Source organism: Sporomusa sp. 246TCP1 (assembly GCF_057319775.1).
On record NZ_CM170492.1, the window covers coordinates 3,226,618 to 3,250,941 of the forward strand.

A 24,324-nucleotide genomic window follows, 5' to 3' on the forward strand; every position below is an offset into this window, starting at 1 on the left:
GCCTCCTGTCGTCCGTAATATTAAACTTTGAATTTGTTAATCAGATTTTGTAACTTTTGCGCCATCGCACTGGTCTGCTCGGAGCTAGCTGCGATTGTTTCAATAGTTGCACTGGTTTCTTCCGTAGCGGCCGAAACCTGTTGGGCATCCCGTTCGGTTCGTTCAATGTCTTCCGCCACAACCTCAATTAATTTGACAATTTTGTCAGATGAGGCAATTTCATCATCCGTAACCTTGGCAATTCCATCGATATCATTTACTGTTTCCGCAACAGCCATTAATATATTTTCAAGTGACTTATCTGCCTTATCAACCGACTCAACGCCTGTTTCCACCTCAGCCAGACTGTGTTTCATCGCTACTACCGCGCTATCTGTATTTTCGATAACCTTACTAATCAACTGGGTAATATTATCTGCCTCCGTATTGGATTGTTCGGCCAGTTTTCTGACCTCGTCAGCCACAACAGCAAATCCCCTGCCTGCTTCACCGGCCCGGGCAGCCTCAATCGCAGCATTAAGCGCTAAAAGATTCGTTTGCTTGGCAATTCCAGTAATTGCCTCACTGATCATTCCAATGCGCTGAGAATATTCATTTAAAAGAGCAATTACTTTTTCTGCTTCCCTGGTCTTGGTATAAATCGTGTTCATACTTTGTTTTACCTCAGTAACAACAGTCTTACCACCCCTAGCCGCTTCCACCGTAATCTGGGAATTAGTCGTAGCTGATCCAGCCTTATCTTTGGCAATTTGGATCAAAGAAGATAGTTGTATCAAAATTTGGGCCGTATCTGTACTAGAAGCAGAAGCATCCTGCATTGATTGCGCTACATCCTGAACCTCTTCCGCAATACTAACTGACGCCGTGGATACCTCATTTGCCGATGCAGCCATTTCCTCTGATGCTGCAGCTAATTCAATCGCACTGCTTTTCACCGCCCGGATGACCTCAAGCTGGGCGGTAAGCATAATGTTAAAGGAATGACATAACTGTCCAATTTCATCTTGCGATCTTACAGCTGCGATTACTAGCAGATTACCATTACTGGCCTCCTCCATCAAGTTCCGCAACTCGTGTATTGGTCTGGTAATCTTACGGGCGGCTAGTAGGCCAATAATAATCCCGACAAGGATTGCCACCCCTGCGGCCGTAATTGCCACTACTTTGCTGTGCTTCGCATTGATCACCGTAGTCGTAATCGCTTGCTCAATGCTGTCTTTTTGCACTTTTTCAGCTTCTTTAATCTTAGCAAGAAGTTCATTGGCTGCCGGCGCTAATTCAGTAACAAAACCTTGCATAGCAGCCTCTTTATTTCCCTGCTTAATAAAGGCTATAACTTTTTTCTCGGCCACCTCTGAATACTTGTCATCCAGGATTTTGACTTCGGTTAGCAAACGTCGTACCACCTCTGTCTGCGCTTGATTGATCATTTCCTCTTCCAGGCTGCCATTGGCTGCGGTCACTCGCCTGAATTCGGCTAGATAGCGCTCGTCCCCATAGATAAAATAGGCCCGCGCATTGGCGGTTTTGGCCATGGCATTAAAGGCAATCTCATTGACTTTCTCCAATTGGGGAATATCCTGATTGCCTAAAGCATTAATTTTCTGCTCAGTTTCACCACTTAACTGAATAGTATAGATAAATCCGGCACCTGCAACTAAAATAACTATAAAAAAATAGCCTATCATTTTTTTTGCTAATGTTATATTCATTGCTGTTCTGATTCCCTAGTGAAATCAGTCCCCCCCTATTTAGCATGATTACAATTATAAATTATACCACTCATTTCATTAGTAAACTAGTTTTTTGTTATATTTTGTAAAAAGTTTCATTAAACTATTGTTGCGAAATATACTCCCGCTTAATGCTCTGTTGTTTCATAAACTTCATTTGGAATAACAATCCTTCTCCGTTACACCAAGAAAATTAAATATCTTACTGTGGTGCAACGACAATCTTTACTGGTAAGTTCGATGCACCTGGCGGGCTGAAAGTAAACGACAGTGGATCACCGCTTTCAAAAGTACCTAAGAATGCAAAATCCTGCTGTCTATTATTCCCAACAAAATACAACCTATCGCGTGGTATTGCCAGCGGACTCCAATATACCTCAGGATGGTTTATCTTTATAGCACCGGCATAGTGCCCAGCTATCGGCACAAGATAACATGCAATTCTACTGCCTTTTTTAGAAGGAAGCAACACTTGATAGACAACGCCATAGTTTCCATAATTGACAACCTGGCTGCCATCAGTAGCATCATAACCCTGCAAGTAAGCATCTACTCGATTGTCTGCTAAGGTTATGCCTATTGCCCCATCATGAACTGGATCATATTCATTAAGCGGGGAAATTTCCCGGTTGGCCCCCTCAAATGTACCTCGTAAATGGCATTGATCTGCCGGTAGTACCTTCAATGTTTTGGAAAAACTCACACTATCTTCATCAACGGGTAGCATCACGACTTTCACATTGACCGGGCCATCGACTGAAAAATCATAAATACCATTAATCAGCATATCCGGCATCATCATGGATTCTATATCTGTTGCTAATTGCTTCACGCCCCCTGGGGGAATAGTAATCTGGTAAGGAGCAATATTGTTTTCAGAAAAATATTGTGTCTGTGCTTCCTTTCCTACCGCCATCCAGTTGTATCCCGGTCCACCAATGCTAGCTTGACTGACAGTAACATACGCTGTTTTTTTTCCCTTATTTTCTAATAGTACTGCCATTTTTTTAACATCACTTGATGCATTCACATGGTAGAAGAATAAACGTACCTTTCCTTCTACCAGGTCTTGATACAAAATACCATCATGTTCAACCATCTCCGGACTATCTGAGAATAGAAGTTTACCACCGGATGAACTACTTCTCACTTCCAACTCTGGAAGATTATCAACATCTAAACCACTAGGCCCTAAGGCGGCAAATGTAGCTCCACCTCCCCAGTTTCCGATCACCAGCATAACCAAAATCAGCATCAGTACTTGTTTCATAGTGTCCCCCCACACGGATAAGATAACGAAAAATAAACGACTCATTTAAATTCTGCTAAACTGTGAAATGTCCTGCAACAATTTGTATTTTTTAGTCAGATAATAAGGCATAATAAAAAACCGCAATTTTCCTACCATATCAGGAAGATCGCGGTTTTACTATTTCAATTTTCAAAACATTGTCCCTATCAGAGGCTGTTACAAAATACCCCTCTTTGCTGTTGAGCCTTTCAGCATAGAAACCGGGTATGCCCTTGCTATTCGACTTTTAGGTGTTTAACACCGGGGTATTTTATAACAGTTTAAAGAATATTAAGGAAAGTGTGTTTTTTGAAACACACTCTATCAAACATTTTTTCCTTTTATATAATTAGTGGGAATATATTCCGTATAGGCCTGGACGTGACCGGCATTTATCTCCTCAAAATCCACAATGAAGACTTCCGGGTTTTTCTCCAAATCAAGTTCAATAAGCTTGTTGACTTCGCTACCATCCTCGCTGGAGATAATGCGAACCACAGGAGTATTTTTACTTTTTATGCCAACTCCTAGAATCAAGGCACTTTGCCGGTTATTAAGCCGCACCGTTTTGCCCATGGGATAGATAGCCACATTTTGGTTAAATTTATCGACAAGCTCCGGGTTAAAATATTCTCCTGCCGCCTTGTTCAAAATAGCAGCCGCATAATACACAGGTGTAGGACGGCGATGCGGCATTCCCGCAATCAACCGGTCATACACATCGGCAATACTGATAATCTGCGCATACTCGGAAATGGCATCTCCCGTAAGCCCCATAGGATAACCGCTGCCATTCCATCGTTCATGGTGTTGAAAACAAGCATTAACAATATCAATAGATAAGTTCTCATTTTGCCGTAAAATCTCTAATGTGTAAAAAGGATGCTGCTTGTACTCCTCCATGCCTTCATTGGTTAAATAGTTAGGATACTGCAGTGCCAGGTTCCGGGAAAATTTAACCTTGCCGACATCGTGAAACATAGCCGCCAAACCCAATTCATACAGCTGCTTATTATCATATCCTTTGGCAAGACCGGTCATGACCGACAAGATGCACGTATTTACCGCATGCGAAAACATATATTCTTCCTTACGGCGCATATCCAAAAGATGAATCATATTTTCCGGCTTCTGGTCAAGCTGGTTGACCAAGTCGCTGACAATGTTTTTTATTCGATCAAGCTTTACCCCTTTGCCGAGACGAAAGTGGTTAATAACCTCCCTCGCAGCGGTCATTGCCTGCTGCCGCTGTTTGGGGTCATCGCGGTCTGCTTCTATTTCCTTAGCCATCTCTGGGATTTGGGGATCTCCAACAAACAAAGATATAATCCCTTTATCGCGAAGATACTGAATATATCTTTCCTTTATTTCTATGCCCTCATGCAATAAAACGGTACCATCGGCTGCCATGAGCGGCTTTGATAAATACATACCTGGCTGTATTTCATCTAATGATATGCTCTGCATAGAACCACCTCTTACAATAAGTATAATGTTGCCACCCTATTATATATATCGAGAATAGTGGCAAAATACTTAAAGCTGAATAGCCAAACAAAATTCGACAACGCTAGGGCACGGTACTAACTTCCGTTCTATCCTATACTATCATAAGTGAGGTAACGCCGGCTTCATTGCCGCACCCTATTGCTAATAGATATCTCTAAACAAGCAATGCTAGCTTTTGAAAACCATCATAAGAGAACCAACAACCTAGCAAAATAAGAAAAGCTGCACAAATCATCAGTACCCCTTGGTACAGTCTGTCACTAATAAAATTACGACCTGTATGAAGGATAAACGATACCAAGGAAAACCAAACAAAATCGGATAATATATGCCCCGCAAAAAACGTTATTAAACCTATAGTTCCCAAGCTCATCGCCACTACGACATAGCTCACACCAACCGTAGCCCACCAGAGAGACCAATACGGATTGGTAAGGCTGAGTATTATGCCCGAAATCCAAGGACGCATAGACTGCCGCTCAGTTGTTATTTCTGAACTAATTTCTAACTCTGAAAAGCCCAGCGAAACTTCTCTGTTTTTTGCACTCCTATATATTCCCCACCCAAACCATAGCAAGACTAGACCTCCTATAAGGCCTATCCCCCCGGTCACGATAGACTGCTGAATATAATAGGTAAGCCCGCCAGCCAAACATACTACCAGCAACAATTCAACAATACTGTGACCCAGAACAATTTGCGGACCTACCCAAAAGCCCCGTCTTGGCGTTTCACTTATTGTCACTGTAAGCATGGGTCCTGGCATCATGGCACCAGATAGTCCAACAAAAAATGCTGTTGTAAATAAAGTAATAAAATCCATACTACTCCTCCATCCCTATTCCTATGTAAGCAATCTTAAGACAGTACTTTAATTATATCATTAAAGGCTGCTCTCTAATACTAACTTTCTCTGCACTCATTTTTCCTAATTTCATTACCATATATTAAGTGCAAAAGAAAGCAGCAGCGTTTTACCGCCAAAACGGTTAAAAGCTGCTGCTACATAAGGACCTGGCCCTTATAAGATATGCTTAAGAACTGCTCAGGGTCATTCGACGTTGTAATAACCGAGCATAAGTTGATAGTGCATAGTTTAATATGAAATAAGTGACGGCAATCATCCCAAAGAGAGTAAACACTTGAGCCGTCGTACCATATTTACCCATAATAATCATACCTTTGCCGGTTAGTTCTTCAATACCGACAGCCCAAACAAAAGATGTATCTTTTATAACCGTAGTCCCCTGCGAAACAAGGGGTGGTATCATATTTTTCAGCGCCTGAGGCAGCACAATATACCGAAGAACCTGAACATAATTCAAACCTTGAGATTTGCCCGCCTCCCATTGTCCACTGGGGATAGAGTTCAATCCACCACGAACTATTTCCGCAACAATAGCCGAGGTAAATACCGTCATAGCAGCAATCCCAGCCTGCACTGGCGGCAAATTGGTCATAAACCTAAATCCGAGAATGAACAATAAGGTTGGGGTATTTCGCACTATTTCCACATATACGGCTGCTATTGGCGAAAAAAAACGCTGATCTGAAAACCGGGCTACACCCAAAACAATACCCAGCGACAGACTAAGCACAATGGATGAGATAGCAATTTCAAGCGTGATTAGCAATCCATCAGCTAAGAATAAGAGAATTTCCGGTTTAAAAAGATCACTAATCATGCATTCACCGCCTTCCGCTCCAGTTTTCTAGCATAAGCTGCCAGTGGCAGGCAAAGAATAATATACAGTACCCCTGTCGCAACATAGGCTGGGCCATAGTACAGGTTAGTAGACGACCAGGAATCAGCATGATACATAAGTTCTCCCCCTGCCACCATGGCCAATACAGAAGTATTTTTTATCAGACTTACTGCTTGATTTGTCATCGGAGGAAGAGCCATCCGTTTCGCCTGTGGAAGAATAATATGGCGCATAGCACTCCAGAAGGAAAAGCCTTGTGAATATGCGGCCTCAAGCTGCCCTCGCGGAACAGCTTGGATGCCAGCACGTACAACCTCGGAGATATATGCTCCATGATAAATGCCTACCCCTAATACACCTACCGCGAAGACAGGCAGCATAACACCAAGGTGAGGCAACCCATGATAAAGAAAAAACACCTGAATTACCAACGGGGTATTTTGAATGCTCTCTACATACACTCGCGTAATAGCTTGAAAAAATTTAAACTTAGAACTGCCTAATACACCAAACAGGATACCTAGCGCCAAGGCCAATACAAGAGCAAAAAACGATACCAGCACCGTATTAGCAAAGCCTTCTCCAAATACGGCCCAATCGTGAGCTAATGCGACCCACTTATAGTCCGCAAAAGGTCCGTTCACTATTTAATACCCCACTTTTGAATTAATTTATCTAATTCACCATTCTTTTTCATTTCAGCAACCACTTCATCTACGGCCTTGGCCAATGCAGTGTTAGATTTTTTCGAAGCCACTCCATACTCCTGGGGCGCAAAGCGATCGTTTAAGATAGTAGTGCTGTCATCAAGATAGCCAGCTAAGATTGAACCGTCAACTGAAAATACATCAACACGGCCTGAGTCTAGAGCAGTCTTTATTTCAGGATAAGTACCAAACTCAAGGAACTGAACCTTAACACCAGCCTTATCGGCTTCTTCCTGCAGTGCTTTTCGACTAGTCGCGCTTTGCGCCACCCCGATTTTCTTCCCATTCATATCTTTAACAGATTGAATACCTGAACTTTTCTTAACCATCATGGCAACGCCATCCTTAAAGTATGGCTCGGAAAAATTATAACTTTGTTTGCGTTCATCAGTAATAGTAAATGTAGCAATTACCAAATCTATTTCACCATTATCAAGCAAAGGGCCTCGTGTCTTAGCAGTCACGCCCTGAACATCAACCTTAGCAGGGTCACCGAGAATTTTTTTAGCAACAGCCCGGGCAATATCAATTTCTAAGCCATCAATCTTATTTGTTTGCGGATCTTTAAAACCGAACTTTGGTACATCAACCTTAACGCCAACTTTTAGTACACCGCGGTCTTTAATCGCTTTAATATCAGCTGCACCATCACCCTGCGCACTTTGTGCCGACTTATTTGTACCACAGCCGACTACCAGAAGCCCAACTATCATTACTATACATAATAAAAAAGCACTACAACGTTTCATACTCACCATTCCTCTTTTTATAATAGTTTACTTATCAATGGGAACGAAGAATCTTGCTCAAAAACAACTTGGTCCTATCATTCTCCGGGTTAACAAAAAAGTGTTCTGGTGTACCTTCTTCCACAATTCGGCCCGCGTCCATAAAAATCACACGGTCAGCAACCTGCCTGGCAAATCCCATTTCATGAGTTACTACTACCATCGTAATGCCTTCTTTTGCTAAATCCACCATAACGTCCAGTACTTCTTGTATCATTTCAGGATCAAGCGCCGAAGTAGGCTCATCAAAAAGCATGACCCGTGGTTTCATAGTAAGAGCACGAGCGATTGCTACCCGTTGCTGCTGTCCACCTGACAATTGAGCTGGATAGGCATTCGCTTTTTCCTTAAGCCCAACCCGGTCTAAAAAAGCCATTCCCGTTTCCTCAGCCTCACCCTTAGGCACTTTTTTTATTAATATTGGTGCCAATGTTAGATTTTCCAAGACTGTCTTATGAGGATAAAGATTAAATTGCTGAAAAACCATTGCAACTGATTCCCGCACTTTGGCTACATTCGCTTTAGGCGCTGTCAATTCAACTCCGTCGACAAAAATTTTGCCGCTTGACGGTGTTTCAAGGAGGTTCATGGAGCGAATTAGTGTACTCTTACCAGAACCACTTGGCCCAATCACTACAACCTTTTCACCTGCAGCCACCTTCAAATCAATGTCCTTAAGAACATGATTTGTGCCGAAGTGTTTCTGTACCCCTTCCATTGTAATCAAGTTTCTTCCTCCTCTCTTGAACAAATAGAAAACGCCTGTCTCCCAAATAGAGAACAGGCGTCTTTGCCAATAAATTTTGTTTAAATTATGATGTTAACCATCAATAAAGTATGTTACTAGTATACATATAACAAAACGTAATGTCAACGATGAATTAATTATCTACCAATTTCCCAAAGGAAAAGCAGAAATATAAAGTTACAGCTGAGGTCATAGTGTCTCAGTTATATTATTCTTTTATTTGCTCCGCAATAATTTCAGCTACATGCTTAATTTTAATATTCGGCGCTTGTTTATCCAAGCCACCTTGGATTTGCATCATGCAGGCAGGACAACCCACAGCAATTACATCAGCACCGCACTCTTTAATATTATCGATTTTTTTCTTCAGTATTGGCATAGAAAGTTCAGTATATTTAATACCAAAAGCACCAGCCATACCACAGCATTTATCGCTGTCTTGCATTTCAACAAACTCATAACCCTGGGCCGAGACTAATAACTTTCTTGGTTCAGTGTAGATGTTAAGGCCACGTTTCATATGGCAGGAATCATGATAAGTGACTTTCGATCCGCCAACTGATTTTTTAAGACGACCAAGCTTTTCGTACTCACTAGCCACAAAGCTTGTAAATTCGCGAACACTATGAGCTAGTTTCACAATTCTCTTGCTCCACTCCGGATCATCTTTAAATAATTCAACATAGGTAAGATGCCAGGTTTCAGCACATGTTGGGCAAGCAAACATAATATAATCAGCTTTGGCTTCTTCGAAAGCAAGAATATTCTGTTTGGCAATTTTTCTGGCCGTTTCTAGATCACCCATACCAATTACCGGCTTACCACAGCAACTTTGGGCTTCAGGAAATACCATTTCCAGATTGAGATCCTGTAAGACTTTATAAACAGATTCGCCAATTTCCGGGAAAACAAAATCAATATTACAACCGCTGAAGAAGGCTATCCGCTTTTTAGGCTTCTTCACTTGTTTTGTAACCATTTTCACCCGATCTCTAAAAGGTGTATCCGCAACAGCAGGCAAGCTGCGATCTTTTGCTAATCCGGCAAAAAATAACGGCAAGTGTCTGATTAATCGTCCGGTTGTAAACGGCTTTTGCCCAATGGAAGCCAAACGCAATAAATTATGGAATACCTTGCGGTTAGCAAGAACATTTTCAAAAACTGCTTTTACACCAAAGGGCAGTCCTTCTTGCTCAACAGTTTTAGCACGCAAGTACTCAATTAATCCTGGAATATCAATTTTTCCAGGACAGATTTCAGTACAACGGCGGCAGCCAATGCACATTTCGTTAATTTGTTTAAAATCATTCATGCTATTCAATAAAGCAGTTAAAATAGCTCCAATTCCACCCGCATAAATATGACCGTAAACATGTCCACCAACTAAAGTATAAACTGGACAAACATTTAAACAAGATGCACACCGAACACACTGATAGATTTGTTTGAGCTTATCATCTTTTGCAGCTCTCAGCCGTCCATTATCAAAAAGAATGACATAAAGTTCCTTCTCTTGTTCCACCCATTGTCCATCTTTCTTTACCAGAGCAGGCGCAGGTCCGGAAATCATGCTCATGTAACTCGTCATCAACTGACCGGTAGCATTTCTAGGTAATGTACTTAAAATGGGTACAGCGTCTTTAATTGTCGGAATTAGCTTTTCATAACCAATGATAACAACTTGAATAGGTGGTAATGTGGCAACTAAACGAGCATTTCCCTCATTGGTTACTAAACCGATGGCACCATTTTCCGCAATACCAAAGTTGGCTCCAGTGATACCCATATCCGCTAGCAGAAATTCATCGCGCAATGTAACTCTGGCTTCTTGAACCATCAGGGCAATATCAGGCTCAATATCCTTATGCAGTTCTTGCGAAAAGTATTTGGCCACTTGGTTACGGTCCAGGTGAATGGCAGGCATAACCATATGCGAAGGTTTATGACCAGCGATAGAAATAATCCATTCCCCTAAATCTGTTTCTTTTACATAGAGACCTTTTTCCTCCAAGAAATGGTTTAGATGAATTTCTTCTGTGGCCATTGACTTAGATTTTGCAATCCGTTTAACACCCTTTTCCTGGCATAAATTATATAGATATTGCTTGAGAGCATCTCCGTCTTTGGCCCGAAAAACTTTACCGCCGCGCGCAGTCACTTGTGCTTCAAATTGATCAGCAATTTCCTCAATTCTATCTACCGTGTCTATTTTCATATCCCGCACGGAATTACGCAATGCATCAATATCTTCCACATTTTCATAGGCTTTAGCGCGAGCGATAGGATACGCTTCGGCAAATCGGTTTAAAGCACCGCGTAAAGTATTGTCCATTAATTTTTCATTAATCTCTTGTTTTAGGTTGCGGCTAGAACTTGTCACTATTTATACCCCCTTTATCTCTTCATCAATAGCGATAATTATTAGTTGGCTAGGGCCATGTACACCAATAGTTAGAACTCGCTCAATGTCTGATGTACGGCTAGGCCCAGTGATGAAGCTGATATATCCCCGGTCAAACACTTTAGAAATTACCTCAAAAGCCGTTTTTATATCAGAGGCAATATGATTGCTATTTAAAATAACAATAGATATTGGTGGAAGAGTAGTAATCAGACGCTGCTCAATAGCCAGCCCGTCTTCACAAACACTGCCTGTTTCAGCAATAGCAAACTCAACACCGGCAATACCAATATCTGCTGTATCGGCATGATTGCGAATATCAGATTGCGTTGTGTATAATTGCACGCCAATCATTTTAAAAGTATCTGCCAAGCCATTAGCTGGAGATATTACTTCCTGGGTAGCAACCACTTTTTTCGCATTATTAGTTTTAATGATATCAAGAATGGCTGTTTGTGCTTCTATTGTTGTTTTTACCCGAATGACCTTAGCGGCAACATTTTGGGCACGAGTTCCGAATTCGTTAAAAAACTGATTACCAAATCTTTCCTTAGGGAATGCTTCTTTCCAATTTTTACTTATTTTTTTCATACTTCTTCACTCCTTTTTTTTATTTTCACAAAAAATATCGTGTTTGCGGTATGATGGTATGGTGGTCTGACCAGTATATTCTGAATTAGATAACAAAAATCCTTCTAGCGTGACAAAATTATATTTTTATATTTTTTTGAATTATCTCAATTTGCAAGCAGGATTTTAAATATATAATGTTGAAATGCACATACACTGGTCAGACCACTAGTCCAGGTGATATGTTAAAATCTTGGTTATTGAGAGCGAGGTGAGATAAAAAATTAACCTTTGAGGCAATTTATCGCTAATTTCCATAGGTAAAATTAAGAATAGAGGTGTATATGATGACATGGACTCAAATTTATGATCCTATGAATAATTTGGCAATTTCATCCCTCTTTGCTGTAATTCCCATTATCGTAATTTTCTATCTTCTCGCTATTCGCCGTACTCCAGGACAAATTGCAGGTGCTATCGCCGTTACTTCTGCGGTCTTAGTTGCAATTTTTATATACAAAATGCCAGCAGCCCTTGCTCTTACAGCTACAGGAATGGGAGCTTTTTACGGAATATTCCCAATTTTTTGGATTGTTCTTACTGCCATCTTTATTTACAATATGACGGTTGAGACAGGGCAATTCGAAATCGTAAAAGATTCCATTGCTACTATTACAGATGACCGTCGTTTGCAAGGTCTTTTAATCGCCTTCGGTTTTGGTGCCTTTTTAGAAGGGGCAGCTGGTTTTGGTACTCCTGTTGCTATCTCTGCAGGCATGTTGGTAGGGCTTGGCTTTAGTCCGCTTTATGCTGCCGGCTTATGTTTGATTGCAAATACTGCTCCAGTTGCTTTTGGTGGTATCGGTATTCCAATTATCGTTGCCGGACAAGTTACAGGTTTAGATACAATGAAAATCAGTGCCATGGTCGGCAGACAATTGCCATTTCTTTCTGTTATAATTCCCATCTGGTTAGTCCTGTTAATGTCTGGTTGGAAGGCTACCAAAGAAGTTTTACCCGCATGTTTAGTTGCAGGTGTATCCTTTGCCGGTGTGCAATGGTTTTCTTCAAACTATATCGGACCAGAACTTCCCGATATTTTATCTTCACTTGCCTGTATCATCTCGTTGACAGTCTTTCTAAAATTTTGGAAGCCAGCAAATATATGGCGCTTTGCTAAAGAACCAGCACCTACAATTGTTACCAACAAGAATAATTTGACGTTTGGCAAAGTAGTCAAAGCTTGGTCTCCCTTTATCATTTTGACTGTAATGGTTATTTTGTGGGGCTTAAAGCCAGTAGTTGCAACGTTAGACTCTGTTACTCTTAAAATATTAGTTCCCGGTTTAGATAAACTTGTTGTTCAGGCCGCACCAATTGCAAAAGTCCCAACAGCAATGGCGGCACTATATAAAGTAAACTGGTTGAGCGCCGCCGGTACTTCCTTATTTATTGCAAGTATAATCACAGCAGCAGTATTAGGTGTTGGCCCCGGAAGGTTTATTTCCATTTTTACAAAAACGGTATTACAATTACTAAAACCTTTAATTACTATCCCCTGTGTGCTTGGTCTAGCTTATATCATGAATTACTCGGGAATGAGTTCTACACTCGGTTTATTCCTAGCAGGAACAGGATCTTTATTCCCGTTCTTTTCACCATTCTTAGGATGGCTTGGTGTTTTTTTAACAGGCTCCGACACTTCTGCCAATGCATTATTTGGAAATCTACAGGCGGTCACTGGAACACAGGTTGGTGTCGATCCCATTTTAACAGTAGCAGCAAACTCGTCCGGTGGAGTTTGCGGAAAAATGATTTCACCGCAAAGTATTGCCGTAGCAACTGCAGCTTCCGGCTTAGTTGGTAAAGAAGGAGACTTATTTAGGTTTACAGTAAAACATTCTCTGATTTTAGCTGTTATCGTTGGTATCATGACTTATCTACAGGCTTATTTCCTAACCTGGATGATTCCGTAAAACCAGTATCACCCTTGACAGAATAAGCAACAGGAGATAGACTCTTACTAAAAAATAGTGTATGATTAAACTAGAATATTTGTAAGAATGGTACGCTATACGTAGTTACCAACATAATACATGGCGGGCAGCAACCTATGCAGCCCGCCATGTATTTGATAGTGGTTGAAACCACCATAAGTCAGCAAAAATATTACTAATAAGTACGGAGGATCATATGTTTAAACCAGTTAAAACAAAAAAAATCTATGAAGAAGTAATTGAACAAATCAAGAAACTAATTGTTGATGGCAAACTGCAGCCAGGCGACAAATTATTATCCGAACGTGAACTTTCGGACCAATTAAATGTAAGCAGGGCTTCTGTACGTGAAGCATTTAGTGCGTTAGAGATGATGGGAATTATTACAATTCGCCCAGGTGAAGGAAGTTTTGTTCGCCAAGTTTCCTATGAAGGCATGTTAGAACCCTTATCTTTCTTATTGCAGGTTGACGTTGACGATGTTATGAAATTATTGGAAGTACGCAAAATTTTAGAGCTGGAAATTGCAGCTTTAGCTGCAGAACGTGCTACTGAAGATGACATTGAAGCTATTCGGCAAGCCTTACAGCGTATGGTTGATGAAGTCAATTCCGGAGAAATTGGTGTTGCAGCAGATGCTGAATTTCATTTTGCAATACTTAAGGCTGCCCATAACCCAATATTAATTAAATTGATGTGTGCTGTTTCTGATCTTATGACTAGTACTCTTCACTTTTCGAGACAAAAACTTTTTTTGCAGAAAGATATGCCAAAGCTCCTGCATGAATCACACTGTTCTATTTTTCAGGCGATTATCCAAAAGAAACCTCAATCTGCCCGTAAATTAATGGAGAAACATTTAACCATGGTAGAACAAGCCATGATACAACTAAAAAAAGAAGAAACAACAGACTTAAGTACACTCAACGATGTTACAATTGACCATAAAATAGAAACAAACTTTGGCTTTCCCTCTTGAATTAAACATATATAGATTGGAACTACTAGTTTACTCTATATATAATCCCATAAAGATTTTTTTTAAAATAAGCTGGTAAGTCTTTATAGGATCCTATATAGAATTAAATATGACGTTCTAAACCTTTTCCTTAATTCCGGACAAGAGAGCGTTGAAATATAGTATCTGCTTTAATTTGTAGATTTACTTCTGCTCCAGCCTTAATCACAGCTTCTTTTCCTTTTATAAATACACCACCCAAGGAATATCTTACTAAAATATTTGGTTTATCACCACGCAGATAAATTCTCCCATCCACAGGTAACGAATTACCATCCTTCGTTTTAACTTCAGAAAAGACAACTTCAATCTGCCCATCTCTGTCCCAGGATCTGGCCTTCTTTACTTTTGTGATAATGCCCTCAACATCAGTATTAGCTAGAACTACTGTATCGTCTCCAACCATTATGTCCTCTTTAACTTTAAAATGTACTTTCTCATTGTGCTTGTTTTTTTGCGAACTTATGCTATCCACTGCCTGAATTTTAATGATTGTTCCTTTGGCAATTACTAGTTCTTGCGGCATATTTGCTGTAGCTGTTTCAGTAGCTGACACAGATGAAACGCTAGCCGTTATTATCATAATGATTAGAATAGCCACTACACTATACGATTTAAGATTCATGCTAAACCCGCCTCCAAATAATTAGTCATGTTAATTATTAGTTTCAACTAACTAACTTTAAGCTTAAATTTTTATTTATTAAACTCAGTAACAATTTTTTTCAAGACTGCTGTGAAATGTTTTTTCTCATCATCAGCAAGACACTTTGTCATCTTGTGCGCAAAATGAAAATAACCCCTGCTCTCCATCTCTAAAAGCTCTTTCCCTTTTTCCGCTAAGTATACATGGAAAACTCGTAAATCTTCTTCTGACTGCTGCTTGTAAACCATATTACGCTTGATCAATCTATTAACGATGTCCGTGACAGTTGATTTTTGGACATTAAACTTTTCTACCAACTGTTTAAATGTAGGCGCATCCATTTCATTAATTGCATGAAGATAATGCAGTTGCGTTATCGTTAGATTTAATAACTCTCCGCGGTCTGATTCTTCCTTATAAGTCCGCATGGACTGCCGCATAGATTCTGATAGCATATCAATGTATTTTACAATAAGAGCTTCTGTTTCCATCATATCTCCTTCAATCCTTATAAGCACTCTGTATTACATAACAATTATTTTAGACACCGGCATACGTAAACTGACCGGTTGCCTATATTTTTTTACATAGCCTATCCTTATTACAAACTGTATACTTCCCCTATGACCAAGCTCTTTAGTCAATTCCAGCCGCCAAGGTTCTTCCTCTAATATCTGGGTCATAGGATGAAAAGCAATTAACTTCTCTCGCGCACGCAGCCAAGCTGACTGTAATACTCTCCCCGCATTTATCAAGTCGGTTACAGTAGAACTATCGCTTTTCACAACAAGCCACCCGGCACAATTTTTTACCTGCTCCTCAACTAACTTTATCGTCTCATTTTTAAACGTCTTACCCAATACATCATCTTTACTGAAGAAGTGTTGTGCATACCAACGAATAATCCCTTCCATTTCCATACTTTCAGGCGTAAGTCCATTACAGTATTCGCTTGCCTCCCGCTTACTCCATCTTATCCATTGAGCTAACTCTGTCTGAGCATCTTCTCTGTATACTTGAGCTTTATTTGCCTGCAAGTTCGCTTGCCTAATATATGACCCTTCGTTAGAATTCAGCGGATAATAAAATACTGCATTTTTATTATTTCCTACCAGATGATTTATATCTTCCTCCCTTATCGGCGTATTCAGCAACTGTTTTCTTACAGTCCTCCGTTCTTCGATCACCTTCTCAGAAACACTTATCTGTTTCCCTTTAATTAGTCGTACTTCTGCTATCTCAGAGCTAAAGTTATCTTTTCCTAAAATATCAATTTCCGCCTCATATCCTTGTATTCCCGCCGCCATCGACAGATTTTCTATAAAAGCTCCAATGGATACCATCATCTCTCTATTATCAGGATCAACAGCTGGCAGCCATCGTTTCCTATCTGATCCTATTACCCATCGTTTCGGACCTTTAATTGTTATCAGCCAAGGCTGCGTATTGTGACCACTAGGAGCAAGGGATGCCAAATATACTATTTTAATTTCATCTTCGCTTAAACCCGGTATCTGTTGTAAAGGGCAACCCATCCTCATTGTAGCTTCACCCTCCATCTGCAGCCAGGAGTATGAAACTGATCCAACCCCAAGTGCAATTCCCCCGGCACAAATAGTTCTTATAAATTCCCGCCTGTTCAAATAGCACTCCCCTTCACCCATTTCTTTTTATTAGTTAGTACAAACTAACTATATTAAAACATATTTTCTTACCTTTGTAAATACCTGCTAAACTATTTTGTTTTTTCTTTTGGATTCTGGAAAGGCTTGCGGAAAAGATACTGCCCATTGGGATTATCCGTACATACCTTCCCGTTTTTTACCACATGTTGGCCTCTGAGAAAAACATGAATAGCCTGCCCCTGCTGCTTCATTCCTTCATAGGGACTATAATCCACCTTATGCGCATGAGTGGCAGCACCAATGGTACTCTGCCGCTGCTCGTCCCAAATCACCAAATCCGCATCACTGCCTGGAGCTATTGTGCCTTTTTTGGGAAAAAGGCCAAAGAGTTTCGCTGGCTGGGTTGCTACTTTGTCAACAAACTGGGTAAGGCTAATTTTCCCGGCCTTGACGCCATAGGTATATAAGAGCCCCAACCGATGCTCTACGCCAGGTGCACCATTGGGTATTTTGCTAAAATCCCCTCTGCCCACTTCTTTCTGACCATGGAAGTTAAAAGAGCAATGGTCGGTAGCAACAGTATCCAATATACCGGCTTTCAGCCCATTCCACAAGTACTCCTGGTTTTCCTTTCCTCGCAGCGGAGGCGAGATGACATATTTGGCACAGGAAAAACTAGTGTCCTGATACATACTATCATCAAGCACTAAGTATTGAGGACAGGTTTCAGCAAACACCTTGACGCCCCGGTCCTTGGCCTTAGCTACTGTCTCCAAGGCCTCCCGGCAACTTAAATGGACTACCAAAACGGGCGCATCGGTCGTCTCAGAGAGCACCATCAGCCGGTTTACCGCTTCCTGTTCCACCCGCGGTGGGCGGGATAAGGGATGATAGGCAGGCGTTGTTTTCCCTTGCTGGTGAAACTTTCTGATCAGATTATCAACAATGTCACCGTTTTCACAGTGAACACAGGTTAGAATACTACAGTCCCGGCTACGATCCAAAACTTGAAATAGCGTGTTGTCATCTACCTGCATTACATTTTTATAAGCCATGTACAACTTTACTGAAGATACACCGGCCTCCCGGCTAAGCCAGGGTATTTCCCGGGAAACGTTGTCATTCCAATCGGTAATAGCCATATGAAAACCATAATCTGCATAACATTTGCCGTCTGCTCGCTGATGCCAGTTTTCCAGACCTTGTTTCAAGGTTTCTCCTTTAAACTGAGTGGCATAATCGATAACAGTAGTGGTGCCGCCGAGGATGGCAGCCTTGGTACCACTGGCAAAATCATCAGCAGTAGACATGGCACCTACCGGCAAATCAAAATGGGTATGAGCATCAATACCGCCAGGAAATATATAACACCCCTCTGCCGATAGCACCGTATCGCCCGCCTGCGTCACTTGACTGCCAACAGCAGCAATAATCTCCCCTTGGATACGAATATCGGCTTGATAGCAAACAGTGTCTGTGACAATCTTTCCAGCACGCAAAACAATTCCCATAAAACCGCCTCCTCTCCAGGTAGCTGTCAGTCGTGTTCACCGAAAACATGATGTGCTGCTTACTAGAGTGTGTTTCAAAAAACACACTTTCCTTAGTATTTTTTAAACTGTTATAAAATACCCCGGTGTTAAACGCCATGAAGTCGCACAGCAAGGGTATACTCGTTTTTATGCTGAAAGGCTCAACGGCAAAGAGGGTATTTTGTAACAGTCTCTACTATACAGATACAGACACCAGTTGAAAAGTCGTAACGTCTACCAGACCTTCATCTGTTAGCTTTAAGGCTGGTATGACCGGCAGGCTTAAAAAAGATAAAGTCATAAAGGGATCGTATTCTTCCTTTACCCCTAGATTACGGGCAATTTTGTGCAGCTCTGCCAGTTTTCCCTGTACCTCGCCAATACCCCTGTCAGTCATCAGCCCGGCCAATGGCAAAGGCAGGCTGCCAAGAATATCCCCCTGACCGGCAATTACCAGTCCGCCCTGAATATGTTCAATTTCCTTGATGGCCAGCATAATATCTTCATCTGTTGCTCCCACCACCACCAGATTATGAGAATCATGGGCAATGGTTGATGCTATGGCTCCCTGCTTAAGGCCTAACCCCTGTAGCAGTCCAACACCTACTTTACCAGTGCCTTTATGGCGCTCCCACACCACCAGTTTTAAAATATCCCGGGTGATATCGGGAACAAATTCTCCCTGAACTATTGGCATTGGCAGTTCTAAAGCAGTGGTTACCAACTGGTGTGGCACTAAACCAATCACTCTGGCGCGGGCAGACCGGGAAGGAAGCCGCAGCTTATCCCTACTGAGTTCTCCTAAATGCAAAGTATTGCGAACCCATTTATCGTCTACGATAAAGTTCATGGCCAGTGGTTTTCCATTTTCCGCTGCCAACTGTCCATCTTTAAAAACCATAGACGGACGCCAGTCTTCCAGATTGTCAAATACCAGTAAATCAGCCCGATACCCAGGTGCAATCGCACCCAAATCACCAAGCCGAAAGTAATTAGCCGCATTTATGGTAGCCATTTGCAGCACCCAGGCCAAATCTGTACCTGCAGCTACAGCTAACTTAACCAGATGATTGATGTGACCCTGTTCAATTAAATCCTCCGGATGACGGTCGTCGGTAGCAAACAGACAGCGTCCTACCGTGTACTGATTTACTGCCGGCAACAGCTTAAGCAAATTATGGGCCGCCGAACCTTCCCTCAGCATGACATGCATACCTTGCGCCAGCCGTTCTGTTGCTTCTTTCGCAGTAACACATTCATGATCAGAACAAATCCCGGCGGCAATATAACCAGTTAACTCTTTTCCTGCTAAGCCGGGGGCATGGCCGTCAACCAGCTTACCCTGGGCCAGACGAATTTTTTCGAATACATCTTCAGATTTATGGATTACTCCGGGATAATTCATCATTTCTCCCAAACCCAGTACCCGGGGATGGTGGATAAACTCAGCTAACTCCTTTGCCGTCAGTGTAGCGCCGGCATTCTCCAACTGAGTAGCCGGTACACAAGAAGGCAACATGATATATACGTTTAAGGCCAGCTGTTCAGTGGCACTCAGCATATAGCGAAGGCCTTCCACTCCTGCCACATTGGCAATTTCGTGGGGATCAGCAATAACCGTTGTCGTGCCACTAGAAACTACGGCACAGGCAAATTGGGCAGGACTTACCATAGCACTTTCGATATGAACATGGCCATCAATAAAACCCGGAGTTATGTATTTTCCTGTACCATCTATTTCCTTGCGGCCACTATATTCGCCAACCCCGGCAATATAACCATTGACAACAGCCACATCACCCTTAGTAAACAGACCTGTAAATACATTAAATACATTGGCATTTTTCAGCACCAAATCGGCAGTAGTGTTTCCTAAAGCCGTATCTACCAATTTTTGTACCTGATTCATGCTACACCTCCCTGGAAATTTGGCGTCCTTTCCCTAATGCAACTGTTTCCTCTATTTCATGTAACTTCCGATACAATGTGGCAATACCAATTCCCAGTTGCCTGGCAGCAGCCACTTTCCCCTGGGTAGTAGCTTCAAATTGCCGCAGAACTTGCTTGATATGTTCCTGTTCTACCTGCCGCAGTGATTTGAACTCCTTTGCCTGCTGTTCATTTAGTTGAAAATCCTGACTGTCAAAAAAGTTGCGGGGCAGAGTATCCCGAGTCAAACAACCGTTTTCATCTGCCATATTAATCATAAATTCAACCGTATTTTCCAGTTCCCGAATATTGCCCGGCCAACTGTATTGCCTTAATAACCCCATGGTTTCCCGGTCAATACCACGAATTTTTTTGTTAAACAAACCACCGTATTTTTCCATCATGGAATCCACCAGCGGCTCAATATCCTCCACTCGTTTACGCAGTGGAGGTATCTCTAAGGGAATTACATTTAACCGGTAATATAAATCTTCCCGAAACTTTTTTTCCTTGATCAGTTCTTTTAAGTCTTTGTTAGTAGCGGCAAGGATTCGTACATCCAAAGATAGCAACTGGTTAGAGCCTATGCGCACCAGTTTGCGTTCCTGCAGTACCCGCAGTAGTTTGACTTGCAAATATAGGGGCATATCGCCAATTTCATCTAACAAGATAACCCCTCGATTGGCCAGTTCAAATTTGCCGATTTTTCCCCGGGGATCTGCCCCGGTAAAGGCTCCTTTAACATAACCAAATAACTCACTTTCCAACAAAGTGTCAGGTATCGCAGCACAGTTGATGCAAATAAACGGCTTGTCACTACGATTGCCAACAGCATGAATCGCCCTGGCAACAACCTCCTTACCTGTACCACTTTCTCCGGTTATGAGCACCGTGGAGTTGGAATCGGCAATTTTCGTCAGCCTACCCTTAAGCTGCTCGGTTATCAGGGAACAACCGACAATATTATCTAAGGTAACTGGCATTGCCACCTTGGTTAAGTCATAAATACCGGATTTTACATTTTTTATTTCATCAAAGATAAAAATCCGGTCATAGGAAGCCAGGCCTGACGATACAGATAATAAATTGCCCATAAGAAAATAGGTATTATCGTCAATGACTACCTTGTATTCCTCCACCCCCAGCATAGAGTCACTGGTAGCAACCATAGCAATTTGTTTTTGCAAACAATCGGCAGTAAGATGGAGTTGTTTGCAGGCACTGTCATTAATCTGAACAATTTTGCTGCTGCCATCCAGCACCAGCACCCCTTTGTCCACATTATCAATGACTTGCAGCAATATCTCCATCATATGCTGATTACGTTCACTTTCCTGGCGTTCATAAGCTTTAACACTGATAAAATCAGCAATCTGCTCCATAAACAACTGGTAAAAGTTTAAATCCTGCAACAGTTGCTTCTTTTGCGCTTCTTCAAAGCAAATCAGACCGATAACCCCGATTATCTCTTCACCCAAGGTAATGGGGGTGCACAATTCCAGTTTTTCCTCACAACATCCCTGTTTGGGACAGACACTGCATAATTCATGTTTGCCCGGCTCTTCGATAAACTGGGATTTTCCTGTAGCCAACACATGTTTATAGACAAAGCCCTCCTGGGACATATCTTCATTAAGGCTCTGATCATAGCTACCTGTACCAGCAATGCGGAATAAGTTAGTATCCACAATTTCAACATCGACGCGAATAACATGGGCAATAACTTTGGCATATTGAATAACAGCGTCTTGGATTTCCTGTAAAATTGTTTTTTTCATTTTCTTTGGTTCCGTTGCCTTTACTGATTTATGGCTGCAACCTGATTCGCAACTGATCTATGGGTTTCAAAACATGGCTCTTCCGGCCAGCCGCCCAACATAAAAAGTGCTTCCAGCACACCCCCGCCCACCGACCGGGCTTTATCTGATATGGCATAGCAATGCTCAGATACACAGCGGGGATCAATATCACCGACTTTTAGTCCTGGAGTTACAGTAAGTCCGTCCCGAAGCAATCCACGCAAAACACCCGAAATAGTAGCTCGCACCGGCAATCCGTTTACCTGCGCCACAGTATCGCCGGCCTCTACCTGCTGGGCAATCCGACACAATGATTGAAAAATACCTTTACAGGGAGCCCGCAAAATACGTTCTTGTGTATAGCCGGCAATTTCGCCGGGAATACCAGTATCAGGTAAAGCTTGTCCCTGAGTAATAACCTGACCCAGATAATGGCCGCGTTTGGTTTCCACAACCGCATGCACATCAACGCCGGCTGTAAAGCCAGGCCCCACACCGATAACCACCGGGGCATCCCCTAGTTGGGTTCCTAGATTTCGTTTGGCCAAAATGGCATCAACTACCCCCCAGGGCTTACATAATTCAACAACTGTAGCCGACTCATCAATAACCACAGCAATTTTTCCCTCATTCACTATCTGCACAGCCTTATTGATCTCGGTTTTTACCGCCGTTACCCCTTCTACTACTGCTACTCCGTTAAAGACTGCTTCCGCAAAAGACACCGTCCGTCGAATCACTGTAGGTTGGGCTAACTCGGTCATAATGATCTGAAAACCGCTGCGAAATAACCGGTGAGCAATCCCTGTTGCCAAGTCACCTGCACCTTTTATTACGATTAATCGGTCCATAACATCCTCCAAATCCGCCCTCTCGACGATATTACATAATAAAAATTCGCTTGCCCCTGCTTTTTCCCCTTCCTATTGCTGTGAATATTACTCATTATTCTCTATATTTTCATAGTAAACAGCGTTTCTTATACCACACATTTATGGCAGCTTATCCATGTTGTCCCACAGGCGCTGAGCAGCCTTGCAGGCTTTTTCATAGATAGGACTGACGTCAAAGGCAAACTGTCTGTTTTCCAGGATAACCTTGCCGTTAATGATAACAGTAGTCACATCACGGGAGTTCATGCCAAAGACAATGTGACCGCCAATGTTGCCAGGTACAAGCGGCGTGGGAGATTGGTAATCAAGCACAGTCAAATCAGCCTTGCAGCCGGGAGCCACACGACCGAAATCAGCAGCAAAGTAACGCTTCAATATCTCGTTGCCGTTGTACAAAAACTTCAGGTAACTGTCAGGCCACATTGAGCCGGCAGCATCTTTATGTTTGAAGTAAGCAAATTTCATTTCTTCCCACATATCGCTGCCCATGCCGTCAGTTCCCAGGACCAGGTTTTTATATAGCGGCAATTTGGTGCTGTAGCCAACATTATTGTTCATATTGGAGCGGGCATTGTGAGCCAGGAAAGCATCCTTGACGTTGATAATTTCAATATCCTGGTCTGACAAGTGTACGCCATGCACCAGGAGCGCCTTGTCATTAATCAAATTATAGTCGTTAAGCCGGGCAATAAGATCCTTGCCATACAGATGGTGACTATGGGAGACGTCATAACAGTCTTCGGCCACATGCACATGTACACCGCGTCCAGTTTCGCGCACAGCATCAGCCATCAATTTGAGGGCAGCGTCAGGCATAGTCACCGGTGCATGGCCGCCAATCATAGCTTCCACCAAGTGATTGCCGTTAGTTGCCTGTTTATCCCTTTCGCACAATTTGGCAAAATCAACATTTTCCTGAACACCGGCTTCGACTTCTTTGAGTCCCTCATTGCGATCAGTAGTCTCATAACAGGTAATACCGCGCAGCCCGGTTTCTTCAAAGGCTTGCTTGAGGGTTTTGAGTGAGCCTTTGAGAAAGGCTGGTGAGGCATGGTGGTCAATAACCGAAGTTGTCCCGCAGCGAATGGCTTCCAGCGAGCATACCATCCCGCTGTAATAGAGGATTTCCTCATCAATGGCCAGGTCAAGCCGCCACCAGAGGTTTTTGAGTACTGAAATAAAGTCAGAGCTAGGCGCAATAGTGGCAGTAATACCCCGTGACAAACCGGAATAAAAATGATTGTGGCTGCAGACAAGACCTGGCATAACAAGCTTTCCCTGCATATCCAGCACCCGGTCGGCCTGATAATCAGCAGCAATACCTGTGCCGACAGCGGCGATTTTGCTGCCGTCAATAACAATATCAACACTGTCTTGTATGGAAGCCGGATAAAATTCAACAACTGTGGCGTTCTTTAATACTAACACAATG

At 42.2% G+C, this 24,324-nt stretch carries 20 protein-coding genes; 2 read left to right on the top strand and 18 right to left on the bottom strand.

What is annotated here, in order from left to right:
• Positions 1–20: 20 nt before the first annotated feature.
• From AC1ECB_RS15370 to AC1ECB_RS15415, 10 genes are all read right to left on the bottom strand, one after another.
• On the bottom strand, positions 21–1,712 hold the full coding sequence (locus AC1ECB_RS15370; RefSeq protein WP_485664589.1) for a methyl-accepting chemotaxis protein: 1,692 nt from the start codon (positions 1,710–1,712) through the stop codon (positions 21–23).
• 223 nt (positions 1,713–1,935) lie between these two features.
• Positions 1,936–3,003, bottom strand: coding sequence for a hypothetical protein (locus tag AC1ECB_RS15375; RefSeq protein ID WP_485664590.1), 1,068 nt, complete (start codon positions 3,001–3,003; stop codon positions 1,936–1,938).
• A 345-nt stretch (positions 3,004–3,348) separates the two neighbouring features.
• Positions 3,349–4,491, bottom strand: coding sequence for an HD-GYP domain-containing protein (locus AC1ECB_RS15380; protein ID WP_485664591.1), 1,143 nt, complete (start codon positions 4,489–4,491; stop codon positions 3,349–3,351).
• Positions 4,492–4,687: 196 nt separating this feature from the next.
• Entirely contained in the window at positions 4,688–5,356 is a 669-nt protein-coding gene (locus AC1ECB_RS15385; RefSeq protein WP_485664592.1) for a LysE family transporter, read from the bottom strand.
• A 211-nt stretch (positions 5,357–5,567) separates the two neighbouring features.
• A complete protein-coding gene (locus tag AC1ECB_RS15390; protein ID WP_485664593.1) occupies positions 5,568–6,218 on the bottom strand; it encodes an amino acid ABC transporter permease in 651 nt (216 codons plus the stop codon).
• Positions 6,215–6,883: an amino acid ABC transporter permease gene (locus AC1ECB_RS15395; protein WP_485664594.1), complete on the bottom strand. Its 669-nt coding sequence runs from the start codon at positions 6,881–6,883 to the stop codon at positions 6,215–6,217. The genes AC1ECB_RS15390 and AC1ECB_RS15395 overlap by 4 nt, the downstream gene beginning before the upstream one ends.
• Positions 6,883–7,695, bottom strand: a complete 813-nt coding sequence (locus AC1ECB_RS15400; RefSeq protein ID WP_485664595.1) for a transporter substrate-binding domain-containing protein — start codon at positions 7,693–7,695, stop codon at positions 6,883–6,885. The genes AC1ECB_RS15395 and AC1ECB_RS15400 overlap by 1 nt, the downstream gene beginning before the upstream one ends.
• Before the next feature lie 34 nt (positions 7,696–7,729).
• A complete protein-coding gene (locus AC1ECB_RS15405; protein ID WP_485664596.1) occupies positions 7,730–8,461 on the bottom strand; it encodes an amino acid ABC transporter ATP-binding protein in 732 nt (243 codons plus the stop codon).
• Positions 8,462–8,690: 229 nt separating this feature from the next.
• Positions 8,691–10,862, bottom strand: coding sequence for an L-lactate dehydrogenase (quinone) large subunit LdhH (ldhH, locus tag AC1ECB_RS15410; RefSeq protein ID WP_485664597.1), 2,172 nt, complete (start codon positions 10,860–10,862; stop codon positions 8,691–8,693).
• Positions 10,863–10,865: 3 nt separating this feature from the next.
• Positions 10,866–11,474, bottom strand: coding sequence for a LutC/YkgG family protein (locus tag AC1ECB_RS15415; protein WP_485664598.1), 609 nt, complete (start codon positions 11,472–11,474; stop codon positions 10,866–10,868).
• 326 nt (positions 11,475–11,800) lie between these two features.
• Between AC1ECB_RS15415 and AC1ECB_RS15420 the strand changes: the two genes are divergently transcribed.
• Both AC1ECB_RS15420 and AC1ECB_RS15425 read left to right on the top strand, forming a co-directional pair.
• On the top strand, positions 11,801–13,429 hold the full coding sequence (locus tag AC1ECB_RS15420) for an L-lactate permease (protein ID WP_485669353.1): 1,629 nt from the start codon (positions 11,801–11,803) through the stop codon (positions 13,427–13,429).
• 217 nt (positions 13,430–13,646) lie between these two features.
• A complete protein-coding gene (locus AC1ECB_RS15425) occupies positions 13,647–14,429 on the top strand; it encodes a FadR/GntR family transcriptional regulator (protein WP_485664599.1) in 783 nt (260 codons plus the stop codon).
• A gap of 130 nt (positions 14,430–14,559) precedes the next feature.
• Here the strand turns inward: AC1ECB_RS15425 and AC1ECB_RS15430 are convergent, their stop codons facing one another.
• From AC1ECB_RS15430 to ssnA, 8 genes are all read right to left on the bottom strand, one after another.
• Positions 14,560–15,093 carry a hypothetical protein gene (locus AC1ECB_RS15430; RefSeq protein ID WP_485664600.1) on the bottom strand — a complete coding sequence of 178 codons (534 nt, stop codon included), beginning with the start codon at positions 15,091–15,093 and terminating at the stop codon, positions 14,560–14,562.
• A gap of 71 nt (positions 15,094–15,164) precedes the next feature.
• Positions 15,165–15,608, bottom strand: a complete 444-nt coding sequence (locus AC1ECB_RS15435) for a MarR family winged helix-turn-helix transcriptional regulator (RefSeq protein ID WP_485664601.1) — start codon at positions 15,606–15,608, stop codon at positions 15,165–15,167.
• A 30-nt stretch (positions 15,609–15,638) separates the two neighbouring features.
• A complete protein-coding gene (locus tag AC1ECB_RS15440) occupies positions 15,639–16,757 on the bottom strand; it encodes an Acg family FMN-binding oxidoreductase (RefSeq protein ID WP_485664602.1) in 1,119 nt (372 codons plus the stop codon).
• A 92-nt stretch (positions 16,758–16,849) separates the two neighbouring features.
• A complete protein-coding gene (hydA, locus tag AC1ECB_RS15445; protein ID WP_485664603.1) occupies positions 16,850–18,250 on the bottom strand; it encodes a dihydropyrimidinase in 1,401 nt (466 codons plus the stop codon).
• A gap of 217 nt (positions 18,251–18,467) precedes the next feature.
• A complete protein-coding gene (gene ade, locus AC1ECB_RS15450; RefSeq protein WP_485664604.1) occupies positions 18,468–20,180 on the bottom strand; it encodes an adenine deaminase in 1,713 nt (570 codons plus the stop codon).
• A 1-nt stretch (position 20,181) separates the two neighbouring features.
• The gene (locus tag AC1ECB_RS15455) at positions 20,182–21,978 is read right to left on the bottom strand and encodes a sigma 54-interacting transcriptional regulator (RefSeq protein WP_485664605.1); all 1,797 of its coding nucleotides are present in this window, start codon (positions 21,976–21,978) and stop codon (positions 20,182–20,184) included.
• Between the two features lie 20 nt (positions 21,979–21,998).
• Positions 21,999–22,850, bottom strand: coding sequence for a selenium-dependent molybdenum cofactor biosynthesis protein YqeB (gene yqeB, locus AC1ECB_RS15460; RefSeq protein WP_485664606.1), 852 nt, complete (start codon positions 22,848–22,850; stop codon positions 21,999–22,001).
• Positions 22,851–22,991: 141 nt separating this feature from the next.
• Entirely contained in the window at positions 22,992–24,320 is a 1,329-nt protein-coding gene (gene ssnA / locus AC1ECB_RS15465; protein ID WP_485664607.1) for a putative aminohydrolase SsnA, read from the bottom strand.
• Positions 24,321–24,324 lie beyond the last annotated feature (4 nt).

Coding starts and splice junctions, on each gene's coding strand:
- AC1ECB_RS15385 (WP_485664592.1), bottom strand. CDS start 5,356: ATGGATTTTATTACTTTATTTACAACAGCATTTTTTGTTGGACTATCT.
- AC1ECB_RS15430 (WP_485664600.1), bottom strand. CDS start 15,093: ATGAATCTTAAATCGTATAGTGTAGTGGCTATTCTAATCATTATGATA.
- AC1ECB_RS15390 (WP_485664593.1), bottom strand. CDS start 6,218: ATGATTAGTGATCTTTTTAAACCGGAAATTCTCTTATTCTTAGCTGAT.
- yqeB (WP_485664606.1), bottom strand. CDS start 22,850: ATGGACCGATTAATCGTAATAAAAGGTGCAGGTGACTTGGCAACAGGG.
- AC1ECB_RS15415 (WP_485664598.1), bottom strand. CDS start 11,474: ATGAAAAAAATAAGTAAAAATTGGAAAGAAGCATTCCCTAAGGAAAGA.
- AC1ECB_RS15370 (WP_485664589.1), bottom strand. CDS start 1,712: ATGAATATAACATTAGCAAAAAAAATGATAGGCTATTTTTTTATAGTT.
- AC1ECB_RS15425 (WP_485664599.1), top strand. CDS start 13,647: ATGTTTAAACCAGTTAAAACAAAAAAAATCTATGAAGAAGTAATTGAA.
- AC1ECB_RS15455 (WP_485664605.1), bottom strand. CDS start 21,978: ATGAAAAAAACAATTTTACAGGAAATCCAAGACGCTGTTATTCAATAT.
- AC1ECB_RS15400 (WP_485664595.1), bottom strand. CDS start 7,695: ATGAAACGTTGTAGTGCTTTTTTATTATGTATAGTAATGATAGTTGGG.
- AC1ECB_RS15375 (WP_485664590.1), bottom strand. CDS start 3,003: ATGAAACAAGTACTGATGCTGATTTTGGTTATGCTGGTGATCGGAAAC.
- hydA (WP_485664603.1), bottom strand. CDS start 18,250: ATGGGAATTGTTTTGCGTGCTGGAAAGATTGTCACAGACACTGTTTGC.
- AC1ECB_RS15435 (WP_485664601.1), bottom strand. CDS start 15,608: ATGATGGAAACAGAAGCTCTTATTGTAAAATACATTGATATGCTATCA.
- ade (WP_485664604.1), bottom strand. CDS start 20,180: ATGAATCAGGTACAAAAATTGGTAGATACGGCTTTAGGAAACACTACT.
- AC1ECB_RS15420 (WP_485669353.1), top strand. CDS start 11,801: ATGACATGGACTCAAATTTATGATCCTATGAATAATTTGGCAATTTCA.
- AC1ECB_RS15380 (WP_485664591.1), bottom strand. CDS start 4,491: ATGCAGAGCATATCATTAGATGAAATACAGCCAGGTATGTATTTATCA.